This is a genomic window from Streptomyces sp. CA-135486, assembly GCF_050936555.1.
Lineage (GTDB): Bacteria > Actinomycetota > Actinomycetes > Streptomycetales > Streptomycetaceae > Streptomyces.
Genome location: NZ_JBNJMM010000002.1, coordinates 2,910,330 through 2,922,903, shown reverse-complemented (window position 1 = coordinate 2,922,903; position 12,574 = coordinate 2,910,330). Strand labels below are relative to the sequence as shown.

At 65.4% G+C, this 12,574-nt stretch carries 28 protein-coding genes; all 28 read right to left on the bottom strand.

All coding sequences use genetic code 11. The features are described 5' to 3' along the window. Nucleotides 1-16 precede the first annotated feature (16 nt). On the bottom strand, nucleotides 17-595 hold the full coding sequence (locus ACQEVG_RS32870) for a phiSA1p31-related protein (RefSeq protein ID WP_432990600.1): 579 nt from the start codon (nucleotides 593-595) through the stop codon (nucleotides 17-19). Then, entirely contained in the window at nucleotides 592-864 is a 273-nt protein-coding gene (locus tag ACQEVG_RS32865) for a hypothetical protein (protein ID WP_432990598.1), read from the bottom strand. Before ACQEVG_RS32865 ends, ACQEVG_RS32870 begins: the two co-directional genes overlap by 4 nt. Beyond that, a complete protein-coding gene (locus tag ACQEVG_RS32860) occupies nucleotides 842-1,456 on the bottom strand; it encodes a DNA (cytosine-5-)-methyltransferase (protein WP_432990596.1) in 615 nt (204 codons plus the stop codon). Before ACQEVG_RS32860 ends, ACQEVG_RS32865 begins: the two co-directional genes overlap by 23 nt. After that, nucleotides 1,425-1,928 carry a DNA cytosine methyltransferase gene (locus ACQEVG_RS32855; protein ID WP_432990594.1) on the bottom strand — a complete coding sequence of 168 codons (504 nt, stop codon included), beginning with the start codon at nucleotides 1,926-1,928 and terminating at the stop codon, nucleotides 1,425-1,427. The genes ACQEVG_RS32860 and ACQEVG_RS32855 overlap by 32 nt, the downstream gene beginning before the upstream one ends. 6 nt (nucleotides 1,929-1,934) lie before the next feature. Continuing rightward, nucleotides 1,935-2,186, bottom strand: coding sequence for a hypothetical protein (locus tag ACQEVG_RS32850; protein WP_432990592.1), 252 nt, complete (start codon nucleotides 2,184-2,186; stop codon nucleotides 1,935-1,937). A gap of 90 nt (nucleotides 2,187-2,276) precedes the next feature. After that, complete coding sequence (locus ACQEVG_RS32845; RefSeq protein ID WP_432990590.1) at nucleotides 2,277-2,993, bottom strand: hypothetical protein; 717 nt, start codon at nucleotides 2,991-2,993, stop codon at nucleotides 2,277-2,279. Nucleotides 2,994-3,055: 62 nt separating this feature from the next. Further along, a complete protein-coding gene (locus ACQEVG_RS32840) occupies nucleotides 3,056-3,580 on the bottom strand; it encodes a hypothetical protein (RefSeq protein WP_432990588.1) in 525 nt (174 codons plus the stop codon). After that, complete coding sequence (locus tag ACQEVG_RS32835) at nucleotides 3,573-4,118, bottom strand: hypothetical protein (protein WP_432990586.1); 546 nt, start codon at nucleotides 4,116-4,118, stop codon at nucleotides 3,573-3,575. Before ACQEVG_RS32835 ends, ACQEVG_RS32840 begins: the two co-directional genes overlap by 8 nt. After that, on the bottom strand, nucleotides 4,109-4,546 hold the full coding sequence (locus tag ACQEVG_RS32830; RefSeq protein ID WP_432990584.1) for a hypothetical protein: 438 nt from the start codon (nucleotides 4,544-4,546) through the stop codon (nucleotides 4,109-4,111). Before ACQEVG_RS32830 ends, ACQEVG_RS32835 begins: the two co-directional genes overlap by 10 nt. Before the next feature lie 35 nt (nucleotides 4,547-4,581). After that, nucleotides 4,582-5,001, bottom strand: a complete 420-nt coding sequence (locus ACQEVG_RS32825) for a hypothetical protein (protein WP_432990582.1) — start codon at nucleotides 4,999-5,001, stop codon at nucleotides 4,582-4,584. After that, entirely contained in the window at nucleotides 4,998-5,162 is a 165-nt protein-coding gene (locus ACQEVG_RS32820; RefSeq protein WP_432990580.1) for a hypothetical protein, read from the bottom strand. Before ACQEVG_RS32820 ends, ACQEVG_RS32825 begins: the two co-directional genes overlap by 4 nt. A 59-nt stretch (nucleotides 5,163-5,221) precedes the next feature. Then, nucleotides 5,222-5,521 carry a hypothetical protein gene (locus ACQEVG_RS32815; protein ID WP_432990578.1) on the bottom strand — a complete coding sequence of 100 codons (300 nt, stop codon included), beginning with the start codon at nucleotides 5,519-5,521 and terminating at the stop codon, nucleotides 5,222-5,224. Continuing rightward, nucleotides 5,518-5,679, bottom strand: coding sequence for a hypothetical protein (locus ACQEVG_RS32810; protein WP_432990576.1), 162 nt, complete (start codon nucleotides 5,677-5,679; stop codon nucleotides 5,518-5,520). Before ACQEVG_RS32810 ends, ACQEVG_RS32815 begins: the two co-directional genes overlap by 4 nt. Beyond that, on the bottom strand, nucleotides 5,679-5,840 hold the full coding sequence (locus ACQEVG_RS32805) for a hypothetical protein (RefSeq protein WP_432990574.1): 162 nt from the start codon (nucleotides 5,838-5,840) through the stop codon (nucleotides 5,679-5,681). The genes ACQEVG_RS32810 and ACQEVG_RS32805 overlap by 1 nt, the downstream gene beginning before the upstream one ends. After that, a complete protein-coding gene (locus ACQEVG_RS32800) occupies nucleotides 5,837-6,010 on the bottom strand; it encodes a hypothetical protein (RefSeq protein WP_432990572.1) in 174 nt (57 codons plus the stop codon). Before ACQEVG_RS32800 ends, ACQEVG_RS32805 begins: the two co-directional genes overlap by 4 nt. Continuing rightward, nucleotides 6,007-6,201, bottom strand: coding sequence for a hypothetical protein (locus ACQEVG_RS32795; RefSeq protein WP_432990570.1), 195 nt, complete (start codon nucleotides 6,199-6,201; stop codon nucleotides 6,007-6,009). The genes ACQEVG_RS32800 and ACQEVG_RS32795 overlap by 4 nt, the downstream gene beginning before the upstream one ends. A gap of 21 nt (nucleotides 6,202-6,222) precedes the next feature. Then, on the bottom strand, nucleotides 6,223-6,960 hold the full coding sequence (locus ACQEVG_RS32790) for a DUF7221 family queuine tRNA-ribosyltransferase-like protein (RefSeq protein ID WP_432990568.1): 738 nt from the start codon (nucleotides 6,958-6,960) through the stop codon (nucleotides 6,223-6,225). Then, nucleotides 6,957-7,466, bottom strand: coding sequence for a VUT family protein (locus tag ACQEVG_RS32785; RefSeq protein ID WP_432990566.1), 510 nt, complete (start codon nucleotides 7,464-7,466; stop codon nucleotides 6,957-6,959). Before ACQEVG_RS32785 ends, ACQEVG_RS32790 begins: the two co-directional genes overlap by 4 nt. A 100-nt stretch (nucleotides 7,467-7,566) precedes the next feature. After that, complete coding sequence (locus tag ACQEVG_RS32780; RefSeq protein ID WP_432990564.1) at nucleotides 7,567-7,749, bottom strand: hypothetical protein; 183 nt, start codon at nucleotides 7,747-7,749, stop codon at nucleotides 7,567-7,569. Nucleotides 7,750-7,846: 97 nt separating this feature from the next. Continuing rightward, nucleotides 7,847-8,059 carry a hypothetical protein gene (locus ACQEVG_RS32775; protein ID WP_432990562.1) on the bottom strand — a complete coding sequence of 71 codons (213 nt, stop codon included), beginning with the start codon at nucleotides 8,057-8,059 and terminating at the stop codon, nucleotides 7,847-7,849. Then, on the bottom strand, nucleotides 8,056-8,658 hold the full coding sequence (locus ACQEVG_RS32770; protein WP_432990560.1) for an RNA ligase family protein: 603 nt from the start codon (nucleotides 8,656-8,658) through the stop codon (nucleotides 8,056-8,058). Before ACQEVG_RS32770 ends, ACQEVG_RS32775 begins: the two co-directional genes overlap by 4 nt. Nucleotides 8,659-8,729: 71 nt before the next feature. Beyond that, nucleotides 8,730-9,014 (bottom strand): hypothetical protein, encoded by a 285-nt coding sequence (locus ACQEVG_RS32765; RefSeq protein ID WP_432990558.1) that lies wholly within the window; start codon nucleotides 9,012-9,014, stop codon nucleotides 8,730-8,732. Further along, nucleotides 9,011-9,322 (bottom strand): hypothetical protein, encoded by a 312-nt coding sequence (locus tag ACQEVG_RS32760; protein ID WP_432990556.1) that lies wholly within the window; start codon nucleotides 9,320-9,322, stop codon nucleotides 9,011-9,013. The genes ACQEVG_RS32765 and ACQEVG_RS32760 overlap by 4 nt, the downstream gene beginning before the upstream one ends. Then, complete coding sequence (locus ACQEVG_RS32755; RefSeq protein ID WP_432990554.1) at nucleotides 9,319-9,558, bottom strand: hypothetical protein; 240 nt, start codon at nucleotides 9,556-9,558, stop codon at nucleotides 9,319-9,321. Before ACQEVG_RS32755 ends, ACQEVG_RS32760 begins: the two co-directional genes overlap by 4 nt. Further along, nucleotides 9,555-10,358 carry a hypothetical protein gene (locus ACQEVG_RS32750; RefSeq protein WP_432990552.1) on the bottom strand — a complete coding sequence of 268 codons (804 nt, stop codon included), beginning with the start codon at nucleotides 10,356-10,358 and terminating at the stop codon, nucleotides 9,555-9,557. Before ACQEVG_RS32750 ends, ACQEVG_RS32755 begins: the two co-directional genes overlap by 4 nt. A 241-nt stretch (nucleotides 10,359-10,599) precedes the next feature. Further along, nucleotides 10,600-11,346: a hypothetical protein gene (locus tag ACQEVG_RS32745; protein WP_432990550.1), complete on the bottom strand. Its 747-nt coding sequence runs from the start codon at nucleotides 11,344-11,346 to the stop codon at nucleotides 10,600-10,602. 87 nt (nucleotides 11,347-11,433) lie between these two features. After that, nucleotides 11,434-11,886: a hypothetical protein gene (locus ACQEVG_RS32740; protein WP_432990548.1), complete on the bottom strand. Its 453-nt coding sequence runs from the start codon at nucleotides 11,884-11,886 to the stop codon at nucleotides 11,434-11,436. A gap of 433 nt (nucleotides 11,887-12,319) precedes the next feature. Beyond that, nucleotides 12,320-12,574, bottom strand: a complete 255-nt coding sequence (locus ACQEVG_RS32735) for a hypothetical protein (RefSeq protein ID WP_432990546.1) — start codon at nucleotides 12,572-12,574, stop codon at nucleotides 12,320-12,322.

The window sequence follows — 12,574 nt, the reverse complement described above, 5'->3', positions numbered from 1 at the left end:
CTGAGGGTTGGGCGGGTTAGACGTCGACCTTCGTCAATGGGCCGTGGTGCCCGACGACCTCTCCCAGGCTCCACGCCCAGCCGTTCGGCTTGCTGTCGGCGTAGGGCCCGCGGTACCGGCCCTGCGGAGTCCCGTCGTTCTGACCGTCGGGCGTTCCGGGACCGCTGCGCTCTGCCTTGAAGTCGAAGTGGTCGCCTTCGCGGTCGCGGTAGACAGCGCCCATCTCGTACGAGACGCCCCCATAGACGAAGGTCTTCGCGTCCTCCGGCCTCCGGAGGACGTTCTCCGTCGGCGTCATGTGCGTCCCGTTGGCCTTCTCCATGACCCAGATGGGCTCGTCGTGGTGCTCCGACGTGAAGGGGCCAGCGACCAGAGTCCCGAGGATGGAACAACCGTTGGTGTACTCCACATCGTCGCCGACGGCGAACTTCGGCACCAGCGTCAGTGACTCCGTCCTGACGATCCGCTCCACGCCGCTCGCTGTCCGCCCGAGGAACGCCACCGGGTAGAAGCCACCGCGGAACGGGCCGTAGGTGATCTCCACCTCTCCGTACGTGTGATGGGTCGCGCGGTCGCCGACCTTGAACTCCGTCACTTCGCCTCCCCCGTGTCGCCGATGACGACGACGTGTTCCGCGCTGACGGTCTGCTCCGTCAGCGTCTTGCGCGCGATGAAGCCGGAGTCACGCCCCGTCGGCTTGACCTTCAGCATGGGGACAACACGTCCCGTGCTCTTGTCGCTCTTCGTCTCCAGGACGACGGCTTCGCTGTTTCGTACGACGTTGCCCTGTCGCGTCGGGTACGCGATCAGGGAGCCGACGCGGATCTCCGCGCCAGTGAAGTCAGTCAGTCGGGCCTTGCCCATTGCTCTCCTCCGTGTGCTCCGTGAGTGGCTTGTTCATCTGCTCCCTGAGGAAGCGGAACGCGTGGTGTGCTTGCTGCGGGCAAACCCCGTTGCCGATACGGCCGATCTGCTCTTCGCGCGTGAGATCCGGGACATCGGTAACCCACCCGCCGGGCAGGCCCATCATCCATTCGCAGAACTTCGGGGCCAGCTTCAAGCCGCCCCGTGGGCCGCGCATCAGCGGTATGGGCGCCTGACGCCCCATGAAGATCTCCCACCGATACACGCACGTCGCGAACGGGCCCCACCACTCCGCGGGGGAGTGCGGTCCGTCGTCGGCCACGTCGTCCGGGTCGACGTCCAGGAGAAAGACAACTTCGTCTTCCAACGTCGGCCCATGGCCGCCAGCCTTTCTCTTGTCGGGGTGCTGTGCGCTGCCGTTGCTCGCCAGGTTCGCCGTCGGCGTCTTGAAGAGCTTCTCTGCCTTCTCCCGCGGGAAGAGGCGCGCGAGCGCCGTTACGAGGTCGTCTCCGCCGGATCCCTCCCGGTCCCGCTTGGCGAAGTCGGGTCCGCGGGTGGCGTCACTTACCGTCGGAGACGGAAGGTGTGGCAACGCAGAACCAGCGGTCCCGATGGTGCGGAGCCCCAATGTCGGAAGCTCGAAGAGCCGTCCACGCTGCGTCATACCCGATCTCGTGAAGCGATGTGAGCACTGCGCTTTGTCCCCGATTTCGGAGTGCTCCCACGTTCTCCAGGAAGACGTATCGGGGTCGAAGAATCCGTATCCCCTCAGCGATGTTGAACCAGATCCCGGAGCGCTCACCCTTGATTCCCTCCCGCTTGCCAGCGTTGCTGATGTCCTGGCAGGGGAATCCCGCCGTGAGTTTGTCGATGCCCTCGTCCAGCAGCGCGCCCCAGTTCTGATACCGGACGTCGCCAATGTTCGGGGCGTCGGGGAAGCGGTGTGCCATGACCTTGCATGCCGCTCCGTGCACTTCTGCGACAACGGTGACTTTGTCACCCGTCAGTGCTTCGACCGCGATTCCTAGTCCGCCGTAACCGGCGCAGAGTTCGAGGATCGGCATAGCGCGTCACCCCGCGTTGAAGGAGCCGAGAACGATCTCCGTCGGGCCGTCCTCCACCACGCGCTCTACGGTGGCGTTGGAGCCGTCAGCCATGAAGCCGCGCATCGGCCGTCCCACGTTCCACGAGGCCACCTCGTCGCCTGCGGGTTGCACTAGCGCAACTTCAAGTGCAGCGGTCTCGTTGCTCGCGCGGACGACCACCGCGTCAAACTCGTCGTAGTCGACTCTGTCCGTGCGGCTCACCTTGTAGAGCGGCATGTCTTCTCTCCTCTTGTGTGCGTAGACTCGTGAGTACGCCCGCCCCTCCCGACCGCAATTCGGGAGGAGCGGGCGCTACTTCGTTGTGGGTCAGGCAGCCTTCGCCAGGTCCGCCGGCTGAGCGGCTTCGGCCGCGCCGAGAACCTTGATCACCGGCTTGTTGTACGAGACGTCACGGCCTGCCTTGGTCGTGTAGCTGACGTTCTCGATCGAGAGCGCCGCGCGGACCGGGCCGTCGTAGCCGTCGACGTCGGCGATCACGGTGTGAAGCACCTTGACGAGCTCCCACGATCCGGAGTTGAAGCGGAACAGCCCCAGCTCCGGCGCCTGCGCCAGCTTGAACACCACGTCGATGGACGGCTTCGGCCCACGCCCCGCGCGTGCCTTGTCCTTCCGGTCCTGCAGGAGCGGAGGGCAACCGCACGGGGTGCCCTTGTCCTCGTCGGGGCTGAGGTACTCGACGCCGTCACAGTGGTGCGCGAGACCCTGCATGCCGAAGAGCTTCATCGACGCGTCGATCTTGTCCGACGACTCGATGATGATCTCCACCGACGCAGCGTCGGTGAGGACTTCGAGGTTGTCCTCCTTGTCGGTGTCCCACTCCTCCGCGGCACCACCGAACAGTTCCGCGATCTTGTCGGCGACGACAGGGTCTCCGCTGGTGACGCGCCACTCGTTCAGCGCCTCCGGCTGCTTCCCGACCAGACGGCCAGAGCGGAAGCGGCCCACGAAGTCCTCACTGAACTGCCGCTCACGGGGCTTCGAGTCGGGGTCGGTGTCCCAAATTCGCTTCAGGTTGTTCGCCATGTATGAGTGCCTCTCGTAGGTGGCGTGTGCGTGTCGGACGATCGCGTCGTCCGCTGCCTTAGTTATGTGGGGGTAGCCGCCAGATGTGACGCGCGACTTTCAGCGAATTTCCGGGGCGCCGTCGGCCAGCTGCCACACGGTGCCGCCGTCCTCCTCCGTGCCGACGCACTGCAGTCGGGGTCCGCTAGTCGACTTGCGGAGGCCGCTGCAGTGGCAAGGCCATGGGTCGGCAGGGTTGTGGGCGTAGTCGTGGCGCGGGCTTCGCCCTCTCGGATGCTTAGCAGCGTTGCCCGCTCCGCCTTCATGCGCTTGATCTCCGCATCCCGGAGCGCCAGGGCTTCCATGCCGAAGTTCGCTTCGTCCGCGGCACGTCGACGAGCGGAGAGCCAGGCCAGGCGGTACCGCAGGAGCCGACGGGAGTAAGCCATGTACTCCTTACACAGCTCCGCCCACTCCCGCGTGTCCTCGTCGGCCTTCTCCGCGTGCTCCCACCCGAGGTCGGCGTCACGCTTCGATGTGGCTAGCTCCGCCTTTAGACGCTCGATCTCCGCGTCCCGGCTTTCCACCATCGCAGCCCAGTCAGCCATGGAGGCTCACCTCCGCTGCCCGCTCGTCCACCTTCGGCGTTGCCTTCAGCAGCTTCCACAGATCCCCCGGTGTTACATCTCCCGGGAGTCGGCCGTCGTCGAAAAGGTGCACGCCGGCGCGGAGGTACGCCTCGTCGACGAGCTGCGAGCAGATCAGGTGACCTGAGTCCGCTATGTACTCACGTACCCACACCGGCCGAACGCGGTAGTGGGCAAGCGCGATGGAGATGTAGTCCAGGTAGCTGTACGGGGTGCCGACCAGCCAAATCGCATTTGCTGCGATGCGTGCGCGCTGCTCCCGCGTCAGGTCGAAGTGCCCCGTCGACCACTGGACAACGGGGCTCGCGTCCTCCAGCCGGATCAACTCCGCCCCGCCGGGCATGGCCTGGACGATCTCACCGTCCCCGACGTAGACCATCGCGTGCTGTACCGGCGACGCGTCGCCTACAAGTGCCTGGCCGGCAGCGATTGCCTTGCCAGTGATGCCGCGGATCTTCGTCAGGGCGAAGTCACCGGGACGTGGTGTGGTTACTGCCATCTCTCCTCCTCAATGTCCGTGTGTGCCTTACTGAGCGCCTCTGAGAAGACGGAGGCCCATCTCTGTCGGTGGAGCTCCAGGGCGTCTGCGTACGGCCGCTCGTAGGCGCGGAACACGTCGCCAGACGTCGGGTGGTCCATGCTGAGCACGAAGCGCACCGGGAGACTGTCGAGCCGCTCCAACTTCAGCCGCTGTGCGAACCGCTGGTACATCCGCAGCTTCTGCCGCGCCTGCTCCAGCTCCCAGTACGTCCGCTCGCGCTGTGACAGGCGCCAGGTGTCGCCCTCACAGGACTTGCACGAGGCCGCGCGGCCGTGGGTCGGCAGTTCGCGGAAATCCAACCGGTCCTTCCGGCGACGGCAGAGGCCCACGCATAGGAGCGTGTCCTTCCCGTTCGGGTGGGCGCGCTCAAACTCGCGGTCGATCAAGTCCGCCAGGGTGACGCGGCGGGTGTTGGCTAGGGTCACGCTGCCTCCAGCTCTGCCAGGAGCTCCCGGTAGAACTCCAGCGCTTCGTCTCGCGACCCCAGATAGTGCGGTACGTCTCCCCCGGCTTCCAGGTCTGCAATGCTCGCCCGGTACCTGTCGACCCGCTGTTTCCGCGCTTCCGCGGCCTCTTCTGCATCCGTCGGGAGGACGCATTCCGGCAGCGCGTCAACGACGACGAGCCGGTCAGAGCCGACGTGCACCCGATCACGGGGAGTTCCCCACGAGGCCGATCCGCCGTACGCCCTCCGGACGACCTTGACCCACACGCGCCCCGACGCGGTGAAGCCGTCGATGACGCCCTCCACGAGCGCGATCGAACGGCCGACGGGGGCGCCGTAGATGCACGTCGCCCCCTCCACGATGTCCACGCCGCGCGCGTCCTTCGCGGTGCTCATCGGCTGCCACCGCCACTCGCGATTGACGCCAGCGTCGTGCAGAGCCACGTACCGGCTGCCTGCTCCGCCATCGTGGGTGACCAACCGCGCGACTCCAGGTCACGCCGCATGCCGTCGGCGGTGTCGTAGATGGGCTCCAGTGCGCCGACCATGGTCAGCATGGCTAGCGATACTTGCGCTTTCAGATCCTCCGGACTCGGAGGCTGCGGGGCACCGAACATCACTTCTCCCTCGGGTCGTGGTCGCCGATGAAACTCAACGCCCCGCGCATCTTGCGTCGGTGCTCGTCGTCTTCCTGGAGCCGCGCGCATGCCTTGACGCACGCAGCAACGACGGCCGCCTCTCCGTTTTCGTGCTCTTCGAAGCGCACAAGGGCGTAGGTGAGTTGCCTTGATCCGAAGCGCTTGCGCTGCTCTCGAATCTCCACCTCCGGCCACCCAAATCGGTCCTCTCTCACGCGGTAGAACCACCCCTCCGGCAGCTCCGGCGCCCCGGCTGCGACGAGTTGGGCCATGCTCATGCGTGCACCTCCCCCAGGTCTGCCAGGAGCTGACGCGCAGCGTCGGAGTACATGTACTCGTCGGAGTTGGGAACCACCGCCAACGCGCGCCGGATGAGCTCCAGCTCCGCCACCGTCAGCTCAACTTCGACGACGCCGACGCTCTTTACCTTCGCCATCAGCTCATCTCCTCTTGTGCCTCACGGATCCAACGGCGCTCTTCACGCCTCTTCGCGGTGCGCTTGACCATGCGCCGTGCGACCTTGCCCGGGTAGCGGTCCATCGAGCAGCACCAGCACATCCACCGGAGCTCCCGGGACTTCCGGACCATGCCGCTCACTCGCTCTCCCCCAGCTCCAGGAAGCGCGCCACCTGCAGCACGTCGTAGACGCTGAAACCCTCGTCTCCCCACTTCAGCCCACTCACGAGTGCGTGAGCCGCGCGGAAGATGTCTCCGCGATCCAGTGCGCGTTCCGCGGCCGACCGTTCGCCGGCGTCGATCTGCGTCACGCCGCTTCCTCCCAGTCCACGTACTCCCCCATCTCCGTGTAGAGCGCAGCCAGGTCGTCCTCCGACATGACGACAGTCGCGATCGTTTCCCCCTTCGCGTTGACGGTCTCCAGGTCGTATTCGATGCCGCGACGGCGGACGGTCACAGTCGAGCCGTCGGCCGTGTGGATGGTGGTTCCGCCACGAATCATGGTCTCTCCTCTATGAGTGCCTCACGCAGCCAGTGCAAGGGCGCGCTCCCGCCAGGACAGCGCGAACGGGAGGCAATTGGCCTCCGTCTTGTGGGTGTCAGTGCATCCAGGGACATGGCGCCCGCGGAAGGACCACGCCATAGAGTCCGCGGACGTCAGATACTGCGCGTACTTCCGGAGCCCCACGGACTTCACGCCGAATCCGTGCAGCCGTATCCCCTCCGCGTGCATGGCGCGGACAATCTCGCCTATCTCGCTCGTCGCCTGACGTCGACAGACTGAGCCGATACCTACCGTCTCGAAGGTTGTCAGGTCGACACCGGCGTCCGCGTACAGGTCTAGACAGCGCCGGTAGTCGTCAAGGCTCCAGCCCTGCAGCACCGGAGCGAAGCACACGTCCGATGCCAGTGCCCGCAACTCCATGAAGTTGTGGACCGTCCGCTGTTGGTGCTCCAGCACTGAGAGCCCTGTCTTCTCCACGATCCACGGCTCACACATCCAATCTTGGGGAGCCGCCCAGTCCATTCGCCCTATCTCATCGCGGTATCGACGGACGGCCGCGACGTACTCCGTCGGGGATACCGTCCACGTCCCGTGCATGGACAGCTCCGTGAAGCCCCCAGAGTCGAGAGCCCAGTCCGTCACGGCGCGCGGAAGCTTGACGAGCGTTCCGAGCCGTCGATGGCTGACGAAGAGCGGCACGGTGACCGCTCTCTTCTTCAGCCATGACGGCATGTGCGTGCCGAGGTAGAACTTCATCCACGCCGCTTCCAGGCCCGCACGGCGAGTACCGTCCCGACGACACCCACCGTCGCCCACGCCTTACCAACAAGCTGTCCCACGACGAGTGCGACCGTCACCGGGAACCCTGCGACCGTCAGGAAGACGAAGGTGTCGACGGCGGTGCCCACAGCGTTCGACGCTGCAGCCGCGCGCACCCATCCCTGCTTCCGCAGCTTCGTGTAGACGCCCATGTCGAGCAACTCCGCCAGCCCGAAGGCCAAAACGGACGCGAACGCCAGCGCCGGCGACGCCATGAACGCTGATATGGCGCACGCGACGGCCAGTGCCGTCAGGGCCACCTTCCGACCAGCCGTCTCCTGCACGGCGTCACGCAGCACGAACGACGCTCCGGCGAACATCGTCCCCGCCGTCGCCATCAGGCCGAAGCCCATGGGCCAGAGCCCGAACGACGCCGTCACAACGTTCGTCACGACCACGCCGGCGATGTAGCCCGCCACGGAGAGCCCAGCGCGTACCTTCATGTCTCCTCCTCAGTTGGTTCCCCACGCACTCAGCCCCCGGCGCCGAAGCAACCGGGGGCTGAGGCCGTGCGTGTGGGACTTGCGCTAGTCGACTAGCGGTTCACCAGAGCGGATTGGTCGGAAGACTGATCTCCAGCCAGGTCACGGGGTCGCCGTCGGGCGTGACCTCGTTCAACTCCATCCGACACGGCGGGTTTCCGTTACCGTCGTCCAGGTGGAAGCCGTCGTCCGCGGCTGCCTTGATAGCGGCCTCAATGGCGCCGGTGTGCTCTTCGAGGGTCATTGCTTCTCTCCTGTCGGCTGTGGTGGCGGTGTCGGACACGGCGCACAGATCCGCTGATGCGTGTAGCACCAGTAGGGATTTCTTTCGTCGTTGGCCATCAGCGCCTCCGCGACGGCGCTCTGTACGCCGGAGCCTTCGGGGCCTTCGGAGCCCTGTAGCTGGGCGCCTTCGGCCGCTTCGGGTGATCGACGTCGATCTCCACATAGCCAGGCTGCGCAGAGCCGGAGCCGTCGCGGAAGTTGCAGGACGTCAGGATGAGCGTCGCGACGACGACAGCGACGAGGATCCAGATTGCGGCGTAGTGCTTCATGCGTTCTCCCACTTGCTTGCGTCGTAGTTGTCCAACGTGACCTTGAAGACGTTCCGGCTCTGCGAGTGATAGACGCAGATGCCTTCGGGATTGTCGAAGCCAGGAGCCGCGACAGAGCCGTACGCCTTCAGGCTGAGCAGCGCGGACGTGATCTCTTCCTCGCTGAACGTGCCCTCGTAGAGCACAGGAACCGCGCTGATGGATCCACCGCGGAGCCGGATCACCGGCTCCTCGTGCTCCTCGCCGTCGCCTCCGGCGCGCATTTCCCCAGTCCACTTCGAGGTGTTGAAGACGCTGAACCGCTTCTCCGTCATGCCGTAACGGCGTTGGATCCCGTGCCCCCACCACTCTCCGAAGTGCAGGCCGGATCCGAGGATCTGGTGAAGCGAGTCAGCGTTCTCGTGCACCCACCGGGCAAAACCGTAGTTGTCTGCGTCAGGCGTGATGATCCGGTTCCGCGACTGCGCCGCGACGTTGCCGTCTTCGTCAACGTGGATCGCGGCGTTCGTGCCGTCGATCTTCTCGGTGATTGTGATGTCTCGGAACAGCCGCGCCGTCTTCGGCCAGGCCACGAAGGCCGGGGTGAAGGTCTCCGTCATGCTCTCTCCTCTGCGCATGCGTAAGAGCGGGGCGCCCCGTCAGGAACGCCCCGCTTCGTGTGTGCCGTGTGCTACTTGCGGAACTTCTTCGTCGTGTACGCCGCCAGGTCCAGGCCCAGCACGAGGCCGAGCGCGGTTGCGTAGCTGACGGCAGCAACCGGCGCCGCCATGCTGTGAACTGCGCCGAAGACGAGCATCAGGGCCCACGCCTGAACGGGGAGCATTGCCAGCGCCCCAACGAACCGCGTGAATGCTGCGACGAACTTCGCCCGCTGCTCCGCCTGGCGTCGCTCCTCCGCCTCCATCTCCCGAGCCACGGCCGCTCCCAGCTCCATCATCGGTGTGTCGATCTTCATGCGCTCTCCCCCATCAGGAAGCGTGCGAACGCGTCCATGGCCTGTACCTTGTCCGCCAGCTTGACGCCGTCCTGATAGCCGCGGGCGTTCGTGCTCATGGCTTCTACGTGCTCGCGGGCGAGCTGCAGCGCGTCAGTCCGGGTCATGGCCGACAGGGTCAGACCGGGCGCTTCCTTGCGTTCCTTCAGCGCCTGGACCTCGCCGACGAGCGCGCGCAGCACGTCGAAAACCTCGTCCGGCACTTCTTCCCTGTTGCTGTAGTCGATGTGCCGCTCCGCTTCGCGGAGGATGTCCTCCAGGGCCGTCATGCGCTCTCCCCCTTCTGCGGGAAGACCTCGTTCAGGATGGCCCGGATCTCGTCGGCGTCCCGTTGGTCCAGCTCCACTGTCCGAAGGTTCCGGCTGCGACCCACGTACTTCGGGCCCATCAGCCGGTAGCCGTGCCCGCTGTGCTCACCGCTCAGTGCGTTGATGCTCAGTTGATACGCCGGGTACCGCCGGTCGGAGTTGGCCATGTCCAGGGTGAGCGTCGCTCGCTTGCTCACGCTGCCCTCCTCTGCGTACCGGTCTCCTGCTCCCCGCCACGCGCGATGGGCTTGCCGACGACCTTCTTCTTTCCGTCGGCCTCCCAGTCGAAGACCTGGCGGAGTGCCTTGAACGCTTCGAAGACCTTCGGGCCGCACTCGACAGGCACAAACGACCAACCTTCGGGCCTGACGTGGAGGACGGCTCCGCCGGCCATCTCCGGGACGTCGATGGACTCCCCATCGTCGGCTCGGATGATCCGGTCGGCGTAGCGGTAGGCGCTCAACTGCAGCGCCACGGAGTCGTAGACAGCCTTCGACGTCTTCCAGTCCAGGACGACGACTTCGCCGTCAATCCTGGCTATGGCGTCGAACGACCCTGCGTACAGGTGCGTGTCCGACCAGACGGTCTCTTCGAGGTGCAGGAACTCCGGCTGCAGCTCCTGAAGGAACTCATCGAACCACCGAACGTGAGGCTTGATGTCCGAGTGCACGTGCCTCGGGTTGATGATGTCCCCGCGCGCCTGGCGCTCGAACATGTCGTGCGCGGCCGACCCCAAGTCACTCGCGCTCTTGCTCTTCCTCCGGTGCGCGTTCTTCAGGTAGTCCACGGCGCCAGCGGGGTCACGCTGCACGAGCTGACTGACGATGTCCCAGTTCGTGACGGCCGCTTCCGCCGACTCCTTCGCAGCCCAGAACGTCAGGAAGTCCTTCGGCAGCATCCCGACGACGCTAGTGACTCCCGGTACCTTGATGTGCGCGTCGTCCGGGTTGATGTAGAACCTGGACCCCCCGCGCTTGATAGTGCTCACTCCGGCCATGCGGCCTCCACCTCGTCGCTGTGTGCTTGCGACTTAGTTATGTGGGGGTAAAAGCCGGATGTGACGCGGGACTTTCAAGATCTTTCGTCTCGTCCTCCGCGCGGCCGGATGTGCCAAAACGCCAAACTAGACCCCTATTTTCAAAACCCTCTAACGCGTCTAGAGACTTATGAAAATAGGGGTCTAGTTTGACACTTTGGCACGGGGCGGAGGAGGAGCGCGGCTGACGTCGGGAGGCCGATCAGCGCTTTGAGCTGGGCTTTCTCGTGTGCCGACGCAGGGCAGTGATGGTCTTCGCGATGGCCGCTAGCTCTTCGTCGAGTTTGGCACGCTGCCCGTCCGTCATGTGCTCGTTGACCACGCTCGTGTCGAGTTGTCCCAGGATGTTCCCTGCGACGTGCGCGAGTCGGAGATGATCAGCCGTCGCCCTGACCGGAGCGCCAGCGTGGTCGGCCGGCTCCACGTCCTTCCCCTTGCTTCCGCCCTTCGCAGGCTTCGGGGTGGACGCCTTGACGGCCTCAGAGACGGTGGCTGCCGCGACGATGGCGGCGTTCGTGGCTCGGTTGTCCTGCAGCCGCTCCAGCGGAGACGTCTCCAGTAGCCCCAGCTTCCTCAGCTGTCGCGCCGTCAGACGCTGCCTGAGTAGGTTCCCGATGTGCCAACGAACGGCGGTCTGAATCCGCGCGGTGCTGTCCGGCGGGATGCCTGCCGCGCGGTACATGTCTGCCACGCGCTGTCGGTAGTCGTGGCTCTTGCCCAACATGTCGTCGTACTGGACTCGCAGCGCGACCACGACGGCTGCAATGTTCTTGAGGAGGATGGTCGGCGAAGCCTCAATGCGCGCGTACTCGCGAGCGTAGGCCGCGCCACGCGCGATCAGCTGCGCCTCTGACTCTCCTGCCAGGTCGTCCAGGTCCAGGGACGGCAGAGTGTCCGGGTCGACGGGGACCGGGCTCCCTGGCGTGAGTCGATTGACTTCGCTGCTCATCTGGACCTCTTGACTGACGTGGGGGTGACCGGGGCAGGGTACCGCGAAGCACTGCTCTTAGCCAGAGCCTACCCCGGTCTTGATCAACTACGCCGCTTCGAAGTCGCTTCCGCAGACTCCGCATGTGATCGGCCCCACGGCCGCAGTGGTCTGCGACACGCGGATCTTCCGCGGGGGCGTGCACCTGCACTGCAGCGTCAATCGGTCCGGCCTCGTCGACTTAGGGGCGTCGGGGACGACGAAGTGAGGCAACGCCAGTGGGATCGACTCGGCCAAAGCGTTGAGATCCGCCTCGTGCTTGGCGCGCGTCTCCTCCGTGAGCCGTGGGTTTGCGTAGCCCCTGCCGGCCAGACGCTGAGCGCCTTCGGGCCATTCGAGGCCGACCTCCTCCGCGGCAGACAGGAAGGTTTGGTTGTGGTAGACGCCACGCGTGGTCGTGTCCTGCTTCCCGCGGATCCAACAGAGGATGTGGGCGGCTTCGTGAAGGACGGTCTCCAGAACTGCGGACTCCCCCTCGTCAAGGGTGTCCGCACTGATCACGAGTCCAGAGAGTAAGCCGTCCTCCTCCTTCCATCGGTCTGGGCCGTGGTTGGGTGACGGTGGCGTGTGCGCTACAGCGAAGCGGACCGGAGGAAGTACCGGGACGTCTTTCTGTAGTCGCGCCCAAAGCGCGTCTAGAGCAGACAGCAGCGGGCCGGGTGAGGTCGGCATGTCGCGGAATGTACCGTCGCTGTGTCGGCCAACACAACTAGCAACGCTAGTCGACTGACGGACCTCCGGAACGCAAAAAGTCCCCTCCTCCCAGGTCAAGGGAAGAGGGGACTCTGCCTCAGAGGCAAAAGCTTTAACCAGAGATAAGGCTGTCTTAAGTTTCTGTAAGGTGCGTACCGGTCTACGCCTCTGGCGCTACCACCAGTACGGCACGCACAACGCAGAAAGCCCCCGCCCTCCGGAGAGGACGGGGGCTCGTGGGTCACTCGCTCGGGGTCACCTTCCGTCGGGTGGACTCCCCGACGAGGATCGGGAGGGCTATGGCGCCGACAGCGCCGACCTTCTCCGCCAGGCCATCAGAGGCCAGTCCGGGAACGTAGAGGGCTCCGACCAGGACGAGAGACGTCAGTGCCGCTCGCAGCCTCACAGGCTCCGTCGCTGCGAATACCTGCAGCGCCACGTAGGCGCGGAGACTGAGGTCGTTTGCGGCGTCCTGCAGCTTGCTGAGGATCTTCAT

Excerpts from the sequence above, each read along its gene's own strand:
- ACQEVG_RS32775 (WP_432990562.1), bottom strand. The coding sequence starts at position 8,059 with ATGAAGCACTACGCCGCAATCTGGATCCTCGTCGCTGTCGTCGTCGCG.
- ACQEVG_RS32770 (WP_432990560.1), bottom strand. The coding sequence starts at position 8,658 with ATGACGGAGACCTTCACCCCGGCCTTCGTGGCCTGGCCGAAGACGGCG.
- ACQEVG_RS32795 (WP_432990570.1), bottom strand. The coding sequence starts at position 6,201 with ATGATTCGTGGCGGAACCACCATCCACACGGCCGACGGCTCGACTGTG.
- ACQEVG_RS32790 (WP_432990568.1), bottom strand. The coding sequence starts at position 6,960 with ATGAAGTTCTACCTCGGCACGCACATGCCGTCATGGCTGAAGAAGAGA.
- ACQEVG_RS32750 (WP_432990552.1), bottom strand. The coding sequence starts at position 10,358 with ATGGCCGGAGTGAGCACTATCAAGCGCGGGGGGTCCAGGTTCTACATC.
- ACQEVG_RS32735 (WP_432990546.1), bottom strand. The coding sequence starts at position 12,574 with ATGAAGATCCTCAGCAAGCTGCAGGACGCCGCAAACGACCTCAGTCTC.
- ACQEVG_RS32855 (WP_432990594.1), bottom strand. The coding sequence starts at position 1,928 with ATGCCGATCCTCGAACTCTGCGCCGGTTACGGCGGACTAGGAATCGCG.
- ACQEVG_RS32810 (WP_432990576.1), bottom strand. The coding sequence starts at position 5,679 with ATGGCGAAGGTAAAGAGCGTCGGCGTCGTCGAAGTTGAGCTGACGGTG.
- ACQEVG_RS32865 (WP_432990598.1), bottom strand. The coding sequence starts at position 864 with ATGGGCAAGGCCCGACTGACTGACTTCACTGGCGCGGAGATCCGCGTC.
- ACQEVG_RS32850 (WP_432990592.1), bottom strand. The coding sequence starts at position 2,186 with ATGCCGCTCTACAAGGTGAGCCGCACGGACAGAGTCGACTACGACGAG.
- ACQEVG_RS32835 (WP_432990586.1), bottom strand. The coding sequence starts at position 4,118 with ATGGCAGTAACCACACCACGTCCCGGTGACTTCGCCCTGACGAAGATC.
- ACQEVG_RS32820 (WP_432990580.1), bottom strand. The coding sequence starts at position 5,162 with ATGCTGACCATGGTCGGCGCACTGGAGCCCATCTACGACACCGCCGAC.
- ACQEVG_RS32825 (WP_432990582.1), bottom strand. The coding sequence starts at position 5,001 with ATGAGCACCGCGAAGGACGCGCGCGGCGTGGACATCGTGGAGGGGGCG.
- ACQEVG_RS32815 (WP_432990578.1), bottom strand. The coding sequence starts at position 5,521 with ATGAGCATGGCCCAACTCGTCGCAGCCGGGGCGCCGGAGCTGCCGGAG.
- ACQEVG_RS32785 (WP_432990566.1), bottom strand. The coding sequence starts at position 7,466 with ATGAAGGTACGCGCTGGGCTCTCCGTGGCGGGCTACATCGCCGGCGTG.
- ACQEVG_RS32845 (WP_432990590.1), bottom strand. The coding sequence starts at position 2,993 with ATGGCGAACAACCTGAAGCGAATTTGGGACACCGACCCCGACTCGAAG.
- ACQEVG_RS32840 (WP_432990588.1), bottom strand. The coding sequence starts at position 3,580 with ATGGCTGACTGGGCTGCGATGGTGGAAAGCCGGGACGCGGAGATCGAG.
- ACQEVG_RS32760 (WP_432990556.1), bottom strand. The coding sequence starts at position 9,322 with ATGACGGCCCTGGAGGACATCCTCCGCGAAGCGGAGCGGCACATCGAC.
- ACQEVG_RS32745 (WP_432990550.1), bottom strand. The coding sequence starts at position 11,346 with ATGAGCAGCGAAGTCAATCGACTCACGCCAGGGAGCCCGGTCCCCGTC.
- ACQEVG_RS32765 (WP_432990558.1), bottom strand. The coding sequence starts at position 9,014 with ATGAAGATCGACACACCGATGATGGAGCTGGGAGCGGCCGTGGCTCGG.
- ACQEVG_RS32780 (WP_432990564.1), bottom strand. The coding sequence starts at position 7,749 with ATGACCCTCGAAGAGCACACCGGCGCCATTGAGGCCGCTATCAAGGCA.